The sequence below is a fragment of the Pseudomonas sp. 910_23 genome, assembly GCF_052850795.1.
In genome coordinates, this window is record NZ_VXCZ01000028.1 from 39,205 (window position 1) to 52,177 (window position 12,973).

The window sequence follows — 12,973 nt, forward strand, 5'->3', positions numbered from 1 at the left end:
GGCCGGGTCCTGCTTTCCGGTATCTCACCCCGCACATAGCTGCCACCTTTTGACGTGTGAGATCGGCAAAAGAATGGCTCCCAATCCAAGCAGGAGCTCCACCCATGAGCAAAGTCGTCCCCGATCCACCCTATCCCGTTTTTGTCGCCCACGAAGACCTGAGCTTCGAAGACGCGATCGCCAGCATTTCCTCGCTGCTACGCTGCGCCACCACCACCGCCACCGAAACCGCCGAGGGCCTCAAAGGCAGCCAACGCGACATGGCCTGCTCCACCACCCACTTGATCGGCATGGCCCGCACCCTCGCCGACCGAGCACTGGATTGCCTGCAACCCACACCCACCAACACCCCATAACTTTTGTGGGAGGGGGCTTGCCCCCTCCCACATTGGCCTGTGTCGCCTCAACGGATGATTGCTCACGGCCCGATTTGGTTGATGCACATTCAGTCAACGGACAATGCCTCAAGTGTCCTTAAGCTCAGATCGAAAGAGTATTTATCAAGCGGTTTTCAGAACCTTATGCTTCGGCTCATTACGTTGAATATCGAGCCGCTCATGACCCTCCGCCACCCGCTTGCCGCTGTATTAGGATCGCTGGTTTTCTCCATCGCCGTGAGCGCCGACGCTCAGGAGACCCTGCGCATCGGCTATCAGAAATCCTCGACCCTGATCACCCTGCTGAAAACCCAGGGCACCCTGGAAAAAGCCCTCAACGCCAACCACATCGACGTCAGCTGGCATGAGTTTCCCAGCGGCCTGCCATTGCTGGAGGCGCTGAACGTTGGCAACGTGGATATCAGCGCCGACGTCGCCGACACGGTGCCGATCTTCGCCCAGGCAGCCGAGGCCCAGCTCACCTACTTTGCCCAGGAAGCGCCCTCGCATGCGGCCCAGGCCATCGTGGTGCGCAAGGACTCGCCGATCCAGCAATTGGCGGACCTCAAAGGCAAGAAAATCGCCGTGACCAAGGCCGCCGGCGCCCACTATTTACTCATCGCCGCGCTGAACAAGGCCGGCCTGGCGTTCACCGATATCCAGCCGGCGTACCTCTCGCCAGCTGACGGTCGCGCCGCCTTCGAAAACAACAAGGTGGATGCCTGGGTCACCTGGGAGCCCTTCCTCACCAGCGTGCAGCGGCAACTGCCGACCCGCACCCTGGCGGACGGTGCCGGGCTTGCCAGCTACAAGCGTTATTACCTGACCGGCACGCCTTACGCCAAGGCCCATCCTGAAGTGCTGAGGGTGGTGTTTGCAGAGCTGGAAAAAACCGGCCAATGGGTGAAAGCGCATCCGCAGGAGGCGGCAACAGTGCTCGGGCCGTTATGGGGTAACCTGGACGCTGCGACGGTGGAAGCCGCTAACGCGCACCGCAGCTATCAGGTGCAGCCGGTGACGCTGGAACAGTTGGGTGAGCAGCAGCAAATTGCCGATGCGTTCTTCAAGGCTGGCCTGCTGCCCAAGGCGGTGGATGCCAAGGCGGTGCAGACCTGGCAACCCTAGGTAAACAAGGCGTGCGGGTGGTCTGATGCCGACCGTCGAAGGAATGTGGGAGGGGGCTTGCTCCCGATGGCGGTGAGTCAGTCACTGATGTGTTGACTGACACTCCCTCATCGGGAGCAAGCCCCCTCCCACATTTAGTCTGTGGTCACCCGCTGGATACTGGTCGATCAGCTCGGCACACCCGTCCCAAACCGCCGAATCGCCAGGCAATATCCCACCAACGCCAGCGCCGCCAGCAACCCACCCGCCGCGCCGATCCAGGCGAAGCCGAAGTGGCTGCCGACCCAACTGCCCATCAACGCGCCACCGCCGATGCCGATGTTGTAGATACCGGAGAACATCGCCATGGCCACGTCGGTGGCGTCCGGTGCAAGCACCAGCACTTTGGACTGCATGGCCAGGCCAAAGCCCATGATTGCCATGCCCCAGAAAATGCTCAGCACCACCAGGTAAGACTCGGCGCCGCTCAACGGCAGCATCAGCGCCAGGCACGCGGCGAGGATGAACACTGCGCCGATCACGAACAGGTGCGGGTTGAAGCGGTGCACCAGGCTGAACAACAACGAGCCGATGATGCCGGCCCCCCCGAACACCAAGAGAATCAACGTCACCGCACTGCCACCCAGCCCGGCGACGCCTTCGACGAAGGGTTCGATGTAGCTGTAAGCGGTAAATTGCGCGGTGACGGTCATCGCGGTCAGCACATAGAGCGCCACCAGTGCCGGGCGCTTGAACAGCAGCGGCAGGCTACGCAGGGAGCCGGAATTCTGGCTCGGCAACAGCGGCAAGGTGCGCGCCAGCCAGAACACCAGGGCGGCGGCGAACGCGGCGATCACCAGAAAGGTAGTGCGCCAGCCCATGGCCTCGCCGAGCAGGCGGCCCAAGGGAATGCCGAGCACCATCGCCAGGGACGTGCCCGTGGCCAACAGGCCAAGGGCCTGCACCTGCTTGCCTTCGGGCGCCAATCTTACGGCCAGCGAGGCAGTGATCGACCAGAACAGCGCGTGGGCCAAGGCAATGCCGACACGACTGACCATCAGCAAACCGAAGCTGGTGGCCACGCTAGAGAGAATATGGCTGGCGATAAACAGACCGAACAGTACGATCAGCAGCTTGCGCCGTTCGACGTTGCGGGTCAGCAGCATCACCGGCAGCGAGGTCAGGGACACGATCCACGCATAGATGGTGAGCATCAGACCGACGCTGGCCACGGGCATGTCGAAGCTGGCGCCAATGGCGCTGAGCAACCCGACAGGCACGAATTCGGTGGTATTGAACACAAACGCAGCCAGCGCGAGGGCGATGACCGGTTGCCAATTGGCTTGGGGGGTTGCGGCTGAAAGGCTCATTGACGGGCGGGGTACTCTGGCGATGATCAAGCGGCCACCCAGGACAAGCGCCGCCGCCGAGCATTCTATAGGTTTCTCGCACGGCTGTTGATGCGGATCGTCGCCCGATGGCTCATGGCGACGTCATGGTAATGATGTAGTTGCCGGACTGAATGGGCTTGCCAGCGGCGTCTACCAGCAGATAGCGCTGGTCGTAATAGCGCCCCTCGCCGCTCTCTGCCACCAGCCGCACGTGGGCCGCGTTGACGCTGGCCACCGGCGCCACATGGCGCACCTCGAAGCGGCTACCGCGACTCACTCTGGCACAGCCGCGCAGTTCCATCACCGACCCACTGCGCGCATTTGTCGCACACCCTGACTCGACAATGGCGCCAGTGAACCTGATGGTGCCCTGCCCCACCGTCTGCGCCGCGCCGCAGGTGCTTGCCCATAGGCAAAGAAGGCCTGTCACTACCGCAAATCGACGAACGTTCATGCCGAGACTCCTTCTTGGGTTAGTAAGAAGTTAGTCGTCGGCGCAGCGGTTAACTTGAGCTTATTTGTCTGGGAATGAGAGGTGCATCACGGATCCACCTGCCCCATCAACTCGGGGATGCTTTCCGGGCGCTGGGCATAACGCTGAGCCAGCGCCGCGCACACCATCAGCTGGATCTGGTGAAACAGCATCAACGGTAAAATCAGCACGCCCATGCTCGCCCCGGCGAACAGCACCTGGGCCATAGGGACGCCGGTGGCCAGGCTTTTCTTCGAGCCGCAGAACAGGATGGTGATGCGGTCTTCCTGGCTGAAACCGAATGCCTTGCCCAACAACGTGGACGCTACCAGCACCAACGCGAGCAATACGCAGCAGGCAACTACCAGACCGCCCAGTTGCCACAGAGGGATCTGGTGCCAGATGCCCTCATTGACCGCTTCGCTGAATGCGCCATAGACCACCAGCAGGATCGAGCCCTGGTCGACAAATTTCAGCCAGGATTTGTTGCGCCCGACCCAGTCGCCGATCCAGCGGCGGGCGATTTGCCCGGCAATGAATGGCAGCAGCAACTGCACGCTGATCTTCAGGATCGCGTCGACGGTGGAGCCGCCATCGCCGTGTACGTTTAGCAGCAGCGCCACCAGCAGCGGGGTCAGGAAGATACCGAACAGGCTGGAAGCCGCCGCACTGCAAATCGCCGCCGGGATATTCCCGCGGGCCAGGGACGTGAAGGCAATCGCTGATTGCACAGTGGCCGGCAACGCGCACAGATAGAGCATGCCCATGTACAGCTCAGTGCCGATCAGCGGCGACAGCACCGGCTTGAGCGCCAGGCCCAGCAACGGGAACAGCACAAAGGTCAGGCTGAACACCAACAGATGCAGGCGCCAGTGGCCGGCGCCAGCGACGATGGCCTGGCGCGACAGCTTGGCGCCGTGCAGGAAAAACAGCAGCGCGATGGCCAGGTTGGTCACCCAGCCGAAGGCCACGGCGGTCTGGCCGCTGGCCGGCAGCAGGGAGGCAAGGATCACTGTGGCGATCAGGGTCAGGGTGAAGTTGTCGGGCAGAAAGCGCGGGCGGGTCATAAGCAAATCTTCCAGGGGTTGCCAAGAGCGTCCCGGCGACTCTAACGTAACGATCCTTTACCGACTAACGCCAATGAGCCAGTAAATGCCGCCAAAAGGACATGAAAAAACCGTGCGGCGCAGTGTGCCCGGGCTTTACAGCCTGCCACGGCCGGTGTATGGGCGTACCGAGTCCTTGCCCAATCGGGCGCTGACAAGACGGCACAGCCACCCGTGGGTGCAGTTGTCCTACGCGATTTCCGGGGTGCTGGAGATCCACACCAGCGTCGGCCGTTTCGTCGCGCCCCCGCAGCGCGCCGTCTGGATTCCGGCAGGCATGCCCCATCGGGTGTTCAGTTCGCCCCATACCGAAATGCGCAGCTTGTACCTCGATTGCAGCGTCACCGCCTGGGCGGCCGAACGGTGTCAGGTGCTGGAAGTGAGCAGTTTGTTGCGCGAGTTGATCCGTAATTTCAGCCAGGTGCCGGTGGAATATGACGAAGATGGGCCGGATGGGCGCCTGGCCCAGGTGCTGCTCGACCAACTTGCAGCCGCACCGCAGGTGGATTTGATGTTGCCACTGCCTCACGACCCACGGCTGCGACAGATCTACCGCAGCCTCAACCTGCATCCCGAGCAGCAGACGACGTTGGGCGAGTGGAGCCGCAAGCTGGAGGTGAGTGAAAAGACCCTGAGTCGGGTGTTCCTGAGTGACACCGGGCTGACGTTCCGCGCGTGGCGCCAGCGCCTGCGCCTGTTGAGCGCCCTGCCCGCCCTGGAACAAGGCGAGCGGGTGACGGATGTGGCATTGGGGTGTGGCTATGAATCGACCTCAGCCTTTATCAATGCATTTCGTCAGCAGTTCGATTCCACCCCCGGTGAGTTCTTCCGCTGACCCTCCCACGACGCAAATAATCCCCAAACCCACGCTCGGCTGGTATTGTGCCGCGCTCTGAAATACCGCCACCGACTGCGAGGAAATGGACGTTGAACACTGACGAAAAAATGACCGGGGACCTGTTCGAGGTCGATAAGCGCCTGTCACTCAAGCCCGTGGTGGACTTCAACGCCTACCTGCGCAGCGCCTTCGGCGATGGCCCCTGCACGTGCGTGCGTTGCGCTGCCAGTGGCGGTGACGAAAGCGGCTATGAGTTCCAGCACGCCTTCACTTTCGACGCCAAGCCGGTGCATCGCCGTTTCGCTTCGACGGCGGGCAGCGATGTGTTGATGGCGTTGAAAAAGGCATGGCTGTCGTACACCAAGGCCGAGTTGCCGCTCAGTGGCGTGCTGGTGCTGGTGCTGGACACGGTCAAGGAATTTGTCGAGCCGCAGTTGCACAAGCGCCTGGCGCCGTTGTTCGTGGCCAGTGGCTTGGTCAAGGATGTGGACGGCGAGTTGCGTATTCAGCCGCAAGCCATGGCCTGACATATCAAAATGCGCCTGTGCGCAGCCCATCAATGGTCGCCTCGACTCTGAGCGAGCAGATGGTCGACCACACTGCCCAGGCTGCCCACCTCATCGGCACCGTCGGCGCGGGCCTGGGCGTACCAACGCAACTGTTCGGTGGCACTGTTACCGCGCCGCAGCAGCGCTTGCAGCGTATCGAACAGCCGCGGCTCGCCCATGGCCTCTGCGGTGGCACCGAACGTCTGGCGCGCGCAGTGCAACCATTGTTCGGCGCTGCCCATGGCGCCGGTGTCGTCCAACGCAAAGTGGCCGCCCGCGCCGTAGCGTTTGGCCTGCCAGCGATTTTCCTTGAGCAGCCAGCGCGTTTGCGCATTGAACCCGGCGCCGGGTCGCTCCAGGCCGCAGGCATGGGTGACCATGACGCGAAACAGCGTGGCAAGGGCCAGGGCATCCGCCAACCGCGGGCAGGCGTCGGTCATGCGCAGTTCGAGGGTTGGGTAACGCGCCGCCGGGCGGATACCCCACCAGCCGTTGCCATCGGCCTTGATTGCACCCATCCGATGCAGCAACGCGAGGTAGCGCAGGTATTCGTTCCAATCGGCGAAATGTTCCGGCACGCCCATGCGCGGCCATTCATCACAAGCGGCCTGGCGGTAGCTCATAAAGCCGCTGGGCGCGCCATCCCACAATGGCGAGGAGCAACTGAGCAGCAACAGCAGCGGCAGCCACGGTGACACCTGGTTCATCACGGCAATGCGGTCATGGGTGTGCGGCACCTGCACGTGCACATGCAGCCCGCACAACACGCTGCGCCGCGCTACGTATTGAATCTCGTCGAACAACTGCTGGAAATGGGCTTGGTCAGTAGGCTGCTGTTCGCGCCAGTCGGCCAACGGATGGCTGCCGGCACACACCACGCCGAGGCCAAATTCACCCAGGCGCTGCGCCAGTTTGCGGCGCACTGTCGCCAGGTAATCCGCGGCTTCAGCGCTGGCACTGAATACCGGTGACGCAACCTCGATCTGGCCCTGGAACATTTCATACGCAAAGCCCGCGCCAATCGCCTCGCGACAGGCCGCCAGCACCGCTGCCGAAGGCTCGCCGAGCATCCGGCGAGTGTGCAGATCGGTGATGAAGTATTCCTCTTCGATGCCGAAAGTGAGCATCGGGGGTCAACGCAGTCGGGTGACGGTGAGCGCAACCACCGCGATGCGCTCCACACGTTCATAGCCAGGTTTTTCCAGCTCCTCGCCGAAGACATCAGGATCCAGTTCGCGGTAGGTCCAGCCGTAGGCATCACGGCCCAGCAACGGCTTGACCGCGTCAAGGAAAGGATCGCCACCCGCCACCATCGCCACTCCGGTATACAGCAACAGGCTGCCGCCCAGAGCCAGGCGTGCGAGGGACTCGCTGACGATGCGCACCGACAACTGCTCCCCCAACGCCCCGCCACCATGGCGATAGGCACGCTGGCGGTCATCATTCATGTACGGCGGGTTGGCGACGATCAGGTCGAACTGCCCTTCGACGCTGGCCAGCACGTCACTGTGGTACACGCTGACATTATTCAACCCGGCCAGCTCGGCGTTCACGGCGGTCAGGCGCAGGGCACGCGGGTTGATGTCCACCGCCAGCACCTGGGCGTCATGCCTGGCCCGGGCAACCACCAAGGCACCCACACCGGCGCCACAGCCAATGTCCACCGCACGCTTGAGCGGTTCGAAACGCTGCTGCAAATGCGCTTCGATCACCTGGGCAAAACGGTAGCTGTCGGGGCCGAAGAACACCGCGTCCGCTTGCACCGTGGGATACGGCGAATGGGCGAACAGCAGATCGTCGAGGCTCGACCAACGCACCGTGCTGCGCCATAAGGCATCGTGCTTTTCGATCACATCGGCTTGCTGCAACTCTTCGCGAAACGCCTCGGGCAACAGGTCGTGGTCGAACGGCATCGACCAGCCGAATACGTCGCGCAGCGTCATCGCCAGCGGCGTCGCCAAACGCCGGTAGACGCGCTCATGGGTCAAGGGCGTCGGCGTAATGAAGCGGTAACCGCTTTCCTTCAACCCCCGGCCCAGGTTCAGCAAGGCACGATCAGCGAGTTGTTGGGCAGACATAGGCACATTCCTTAGCGCAAACGCGCACGCAGTTGGATAAAGCGGCGGGTGGCGTACAAGCCTGCGGGACTGCTGTGGCGCCGCGCTGACATCCATGGGATCAGCGCATTGAGCTGTTGCTCGTCGGGCAGGTTCCACAGTGAATCGGCCAGGGCCTGGGTGTCGGGGTCCGCCGGGCATTGCTGTTCGCGGGCAAGCCGACTGCCGCGCCCCGGCCGTACCGGCGGCACGCGCTGGCCGCTGGCCCAGTCACCGGCGATCCAGTCATGCAGCAGCTGTTTTTCCGCCGCGCTGAATACCCCGAACATCGCCGCGCCGGCCCCCTCGATCAACTGCCAGAAACGGCTGTCGGCGGGGTCCTGGTTGCGCTTGATCCAGCCCTTGTCCTGCAAGGCTGTGAGGAAATCGCCGATCTGCCCCGGCTTGGCCAGCCATTGGTTGACGGTCTTGCCTTCGAAGCGGCAGTAGTCCGAGTGCATGTGCTGGCCGAAGGTGCGCTTGCGCTCAAGCATCGCGACTACTTCGTCGTGCAGGTTGAACTGCTGGATGACAGCCGTGGTACCCGGGCCAAGATCGTTGAGGCGATACCCAGCGGCGACGCGGCGGTAGAACGCGGCCCTGCCCTCGCCCAGCGGCAGCAACCCCAACACCGATTGCGCGGCCTTGCTGGCGTGGCCGCTGCTGGCGTTATCGATGGTCACGTGGAGGGTGAAGTAATAGGGGTCGATGCCCAGTTCGCTGAGTTCGTAAGCGGTGATCAGCAGGTGCAGCGGCAACTGTTCGTAGCCCAGGTTATAGCCGATGACTTCCGGCAGGAATTGGTCGGCGCACAGGCCCAGGGCCAGTTGCAGCGCACCTTGCAGGTAGTGCTCATCCTCAAGGCCGGCTTCGCTGTCGGCATCGTGGTCGCTGAGCAACTTGCGATAGATCACCACGTGGTTCTGCGCGGCTTCACCGTCGCCCAATTCCTCCAGATAGGTAGTGAGCAAGCCGTCGAAGCGCTGGTCTTGCCAATAGTGCAGCAGGCCGCAGAGCCAGGCGCCATCCACCTGTTTGGTCGGTGCCACACGCTGCAGGACATACAACGCGTGGGCTTTGTTGTGAAAATAGCGCCGTGGCCGGCCTTGCTGGCGCTGCTCAAGGTAGTCGGCATAGGCCTGGGCCACGACGGCGCAGCGCTGTTCGACCCAGGCCGCCAGGTGTTCGGGCGACTCAGGCAAGTCGCAGTCGGTTTCGTCTACCTGGGCCAATTGATCCTGCAGGTAGTCACGCGCCAGTTCGGCGGCGTCTGGCGTTTCGCCGTACAGCTGTCGATACACCCGTTGATGGTGGCCTTGGGCCGAGTCGGTGAGAGAGGCCGGCTGGCCTGACAGCGCTGTAAGGAGTGTCATGATGGCAGTTTCCGCAAAGTCCGTTACAACGGGCCTTCCACAAGGTGGCCCCGCAAGAGCGCTCAACTTCACGCGCTTCTAGAATGCAGAGCGTCGGGGCGTGCGGAAAATTCAAATGAGGTTATGAAGGGGGGGATAAGCGGTCGCAGTGAAGGCGCTCGCTGATGAAATACGAAGGCGGGAGGCTCAGGGATATTCTTGCCGGGCGTGCAATACGTTGACTATTTCGATCCGCTCAGCAGTCACTCTATACACCAGCACATAATTGGGATGTACAACCACCTCACGAGTACCTGGGACCCGGCCGCACGGATACAGATAGGGGTGCTCAGCCAATGGTAGAGGCGCGCCTTCCAGGCGGGTCTTGATGCGTCGTGCAGCGCCGGGGCTTTCTGCTGCGATAAAAGTCACGATATCAATCAGGTCGCCGATGGCTTCGTCAAGCCAAACAAACGGCCAACATCAAGCCTTGGCCCGCTGCTCAAGCTCAGCTTGCAGAATAATCGCCTCAACTCGTGCCATGACCTCGTCATGAGGTACACCGGGGCCGGGGTTGGCCAAGCTTTTTTCGACTTTTTTACGAAACCAGAGATCATGACTACTCGCCTGCTCTTCGGTTTCAAACTCGGAAACAATTGGGGAAAGTTGAACACCCATCAGATAACCTCCTGTATGAATGCTCAGCAGTTTAGTCGCAACCTGGCGGGCTGTCTCGAACCACCGGATGAAATGCAAGGCGTCGCACTTCAAGCTTCAAACAAAACGGCACGTAAACGTGCCGTTGCGTCGTACTCACTCAGCGCTGTTACTTGCGCGCCGCCTCCCACTGCTTGAGCAGATCGTTGTAGTTCACGGTTTCGCCCTTGGGCTTCTCGTTTGCCAGTTTCGGCTTCGGCGCGCCCGGCTGGTCGAACCAGTATTGCGCGTCACGCTCGGGGTTCATTTTCGGGCCGCACACCGGTTGCACCTTGGAGCGTTCCAGGCGCGTCATGATCGCGTCCTGCTCCTTGGCCAGATTGTCCAGCGCCTGTTGCGGGGTTTTCTCGCCGCTGGCGGCGGCGGCGATGTTGCTCCACCACAGTTGCGCCAGGCGTGGGTAGTCCGGCACGTTGGTGCCGGTCGGCGACCACTCGGTGCGCGCCGGGCTGCGGTAGAACTCCACCAGGCCACCGAGCTTGGGCGCCATGTCGGTCATGGCCTGGGAGTTGATGTCAGACTCCCGAATCGGCGTCAGGCCAACGATAGTCTTCTTCAGCGACACGGTTTTGGAGGTCACGAACTGCGCGTACAGCCAGGCCGCGAGTTTCTGCTTCTCAGGCGTTGACTTGAGGAAGGTCCAGGAGCCTACGTCCTGATAGCCCTTCTTCATGCCCTTTTCCCAGTACGGCCCGACCGGCGACGGCGCCATGCGCCATTTCGGCGTACCGTCGGCATTCACCACCGGCAAGCCCGGCTTGACCATGTCGGCGGTAAACGCGGTGTACCAGAAGATCTGCTGGGCAATGTTGCCCTGGGACGGCACCGGGCCGGATTCGGAGAAGGTCATGCCCGCCGCTTCCGGCGGCGCGTAGGCTTTCATCCAATCCACATATTTTTGTGTGGCGAACACCGCCGCCGGGCCGTTGGTGTCGCCGCCGCGGGTCACGCTGGAACCCACCGGGTGGCAGTCCTCCACACGAATGCCCCACTCGTCCACCGGCAAGCCGTTGGGCAAGCCCTTGTCACCGCCGCCGGCCATGGAGAACCACGCATCGGTAAAGCGCCAGCCCAGGGACGGGTCTTTCTTGCCGTAGTCCATGTGCCCGTAGATGCGCTTTCCGTCGATTTCCTTGACGTCTTCGCTGAAGAATTTGGCGATGTCTTCATAGGCCGACCAGTTCACCGGGACGCCGAGGTCGTAGCCGTATTTTTCCTTGAACTTGGCTTTCAGCTCCGGGCGTTCGAACCAGTCGGCGCGGAACCAGTAGAGGTTGGCAAACTGCTGGTCGGGCAGCTGATAGATCTTGCCGTCCGGCGCGGTGGTGAAGGACAGGCCGATAAAGTCCTTGAGGTCCAGGGTTGGCGATGTGAAGTCCTTGCCTTCGTTGGCCATCAGGTCGGTGATGGACTCGGTCTTGCCGTAGCGAAAGTGCGTACCGATCAGGTCCGAGTCATTGACCCAGCCGTCATAGATATTCTTGTCGGACTGCATCTGGGTTTGCAGCTTCTCCACCACGTCGCCTTCCTGTAGCAGGTCGTGGGTCAGCTTGATGCCGGTGATTTCACTGAACGCCTTAGCCAGTACCTTGGATTCGTACTCGTGGGTGGTGAGGGTTTCCGACACCACGTTGATCTTCATCCCACGGAAGGGCTCCGACGCCTTGATAAACCACTTCAACTCCTCAAGCTGTTGGGCTTCGGTGAGGGTCGAGGGCTTGAACTCGCTGCCGATCCATTTTTTCGCGGCATCTTCATACGCATCGGCCCAGGCCGAAGCGCTCAAACCGCTGAGGGCCAGTACGGCGGCCAATGAAATGCTATGTCGCAGCTTATTGTTTTTATTCAACATAGAGACCTCCTGGTTGTTTATTCATAAGGGCATTAGCCCCAACGCATCACACTCAACAGCCATAACAGGGAGAGCGCGGACGCCACCCAGATGCTCCAGTCGGTAACGCCGATGACCAGCAAATGCAGGTAGGCGCTGCCGAGAAGACCGATAAACAAGCGATCACCACGGGTGGTGCTGATCGGCAGCAACCCGCGCCGCGGAATGCTCGGCGAACGCAGTTCCCAGGTGGTCATGCCCGCCAGAATCAGGGCGATGCCACCAAAGAACAGCGCAGTGGGGGTGGTCCAGGCCATCCATTCCATCATCGATTCCTCTAGACCCGGCCCAGGGCAAAGCCCTTGGCCACGTGGTTGCGAACAAACCAGATCACCAACATGCCCGGGAGGATAGTCAATACCCCCGCTGCCGCCAGTACGCCCCAATCAATCCCCGACGCAGAGACCGTGCGGGTCATTACCGCCGCGATGGGCTTGGCGTTGACCGAAGTCAGCGTGCGCGCCAGCAGCAGTTCGACCCAGGAAAACATAAAGCAGAAAAACGCCGTGACGCCGATGCCGGAGCCGATCAACGGGATAAAAATCTTCACGAAGAACTTGGGAAAACTATAGCCATCGATATAGGCGGTTTCGTCGATTTCCTTGGGCACGCCGGACATGAAGCCTTCAAGGATCCACACCGCCAACGGCACGTTGAACAGGCAGTGAGCCAGGGCCACGGCGATGTGCGTATCGAACAGGCCGATGGAGGAATACAGCTGGAAAAACGGCAGCAGAAACACCGCCGGCGGCGCCATGCGGTTGGTCAGCAGCCAGAAGAACAGGTGCTTGTCACCCAGGAAGCGGTAGCGCGAGAACGCATAGGCTGCCGGCAGCGCCACGCTCAGAGAGATCACCGTGTTCAGGCTTACGTAGTACAGCGAGTTGAGGTAGCCGGTGTACCAACTCGGGTCGGTGAAGATCACTTTGTAGTTGGCCAGGGTGAAGTCCTGGGGAAACAGGGTCAGGCCGCCTAGGATTTCGGTGTTGCTCTTGAAGGACATGTTCAGCAGCCAGTAGATCGGCACCAGCAGGAACAGGACATAAATCAGTAACGGGATAAGCTTGCGCTTGCTCATGTT

14 protein-coding genes and 1 pseudogene are annotated in these 12,973 nt (G+C 61.5%); 4 read left to right on the top strand and 11 right to left on the bottom strand.

Translation table 11 applies throughout. The features are described from left to right. Positions 1–104: 104 nt before the first annotated feature. Both FW800_RS25705 and FW800_RS25710 read left to right on the top strand, forming a co-directional pair. Positions 105–356 (top strand): DUF6124 family protein, encoded by a 252-nt coding sequence (locus tag FW800_RS25705; protein WP_446438755.1) that lies wholly within the window; start codon positions 105–107, stop codon positions 354–356. Positions 357–557: 201 nt separating this feature from the next. Further along, positions 558–1,502, top strand: a complete 945-nt coding sequence (locus FW800_RS25710) for an aliphatic sulfonate ABC transporter substrate-binding protein (protein WP_446438756.1) — start codon at positions 558–560, stop codon at positions 1,500–1,502. 167 nt (positions 1,503–1,669) lie between these two features. Here FW800_RS25710 and FW800_RS25715 read toward each other — a convergent pair whose 3' ends face one another. The 3 genes from FW800_RS25715 to FW800_RS25725 all read right to left on the bottom strand — a co-directional run bounded on the left by FW800_RS25715 (position 1,670) and on the right by FW800_RS25725 (position 4,411). Then, positions 1,670–2,851 (bottom strand): sugar transporter, encoded by a 1,182-nt coding sequence (locus FW800_RS25715; RefSeq protein WP_122734009.1) that lies wholly within the window; start codon positions 2,849–2,851, stop codon positions 1,670–1,672. Positions 2,852–2,963: 112 nt separating this feature from the next. Then, on the bottom strand, positions 2,964–3,326 hold the full coding sequence (locus tag FW800_RS25720) for a type 1 fimbrial protein (protein ID WP_446438757.1): 363 nt from the start codon (positions 3,324–3,326) through the stop codon (positions 2,964–2,966). 86 nt (positions 3,327–3,412) lie between these two features. Continuing rightward, on the bottom strand, positions 3,413–4,411 hold the full coding sequence (locus tag FW800_RS25725) for a bile acid:sodium symporter family protein (protein WP_032880734.1): 999 nt from the start codon (positions 4,409–4,411) through the stop codon (positions 3,413–3,415). 85 nt (positions 4,412–4,496) lie between these two features. Between FW800_RS25725 and FW800_RS25730 the strand changes: the two genes are divergently transcribed. Together FW800_RS25730 and FW800_RS25735 are read left to right on the top strand one after the other, a co-directional pair. Then, positions 4,497–5,285, top strand: coding sequence for an AraC family transcriptional regulator (locus FW800_RS25730; RefSeq protein WP_446438758.1), 789 nt, complete (start codon positions 4,497–4,499; stop codon positions 5,283–5,285). 92 nt (positions 5,286–5,377) lie between these two features. Continuing rightward, the gene (locus FW800_RS25735) at positions 5,378–5,815 is read left to right on the top strand and encodes a hypothetical protein (RefSeq protein WP_446438759.1); all 438 of its coding nucleotides are present in this window, start codon (positions 5,378–5,380) and stop codon (positions 5,813–5,815) included. A gap of 29 nt (positions 5,816–5,844) precedes the next feature. Here the strand turns inward: FW800_RS25735 and FW800_RS25740 are convergent, their stop codons facing one another. The 8 genes and pseudogenes from FW800_RS25740 to FW800_RS25775 all read right to left on the bottom strand — a co-directional run bounded on the left by FW800_RS25740 (position 5,845) and on the right by FW800_RS25775 (position 12,970). Then, positions 5,845–6,963: a carboxylate-amine ligase gene (locus FW800_RS25740; protein ID WP_446438760.1), complete on the bottom strand. Its 1,119-nt coding sequence runs from the start codon at positions 6,961–6,963 to the stop codon at positions 5,845–5,847. Positions 6,964–6,969: 6 nt separating this feature from the next. Next, on the bottom strand, positions 6,970–7,914 hold the full coding sequence (locus FW800_RS25745) for a methyltransferase (protein WP_032880730.1): 945 nt from the start codon (positions 7,912–7,914) through the stop codon (positions 6,970–6,972). 11 nt (positions 7,915–7,925) lie between these two features. Then, positions 7,926–9,305: an iron-containing redox enzyme family protein gene (locus FW800_RS25750; protein ID WP_446438761.1), complete on the bottom strand. Its 1,380-nt coding sequence runs from the start codon at positions 9,303–9,305 to the stop codon at positions 7,926–7,928. A gap of 186 nt (positions 9,306–9,491) precedes the next feature. Further along, a pseudogene (locus FW800_RS25755) lies at positions 9,492–9,752 on the bottom strand (type II toxin-antitoxin system RelE/ParE family toxin); the annotation flags it as partial. Between the two features lie 15 nt (positions 9,753–9,767). Then, the gene (gene relB / locus FW800_RS25760; protein WP_078821576.1) at positions 9,768–9,962 is read right to left on the bottom strand and encodes a type II toxin-antitoxin system RelB family antitoxin; all 195 of its coding nucleotides are present in this window, start codon (positions 9,960–9,962) and stop codon (positions 9,768–9,770) included. Positions 9,963–10,110: 148 nt separating this feature from the next. Beyond that, on the bottom strand, positions 10,111–11,853 hold the full coding sequence (locus FW800_RS25765) for an ABC transporter substrate-binding protein (RefSeq protein ID WP_003192009.1): 1,743 nt from the start codon (positions 11,851–11,853) through the stop codon (positions 10,111–10,113). A 32-nt stretch (positions 11,854–11,885) separates the two neighbouring features. Continuing rightward, positions 11,886–12,158, bottom strand: coding sequence for a DUF2160 domain-containing protein (locus FW800_RS25770; RefSeq protein ID WP_003192011.1), 273 nt, complete (start codon positions 12,156–12,158; stop codon positions 11,886–11,888). 11 nt (positions 12,159–12,169) lie between these two features. Further along, positions 12,170–12,970: a carbohydrate ABC transporter permease gene (locus FW800_RS25775; RefSeq protein ID WP_446438762.1), complete on the bottom strand. Its 801-nt coding sequence runs from the start codon at positions 12,968–12,970 to the stop codon at positions 12,170–12,172. Between the last annotated feature and the right edge of the window lie 3 nt (positions 12,971–12,973).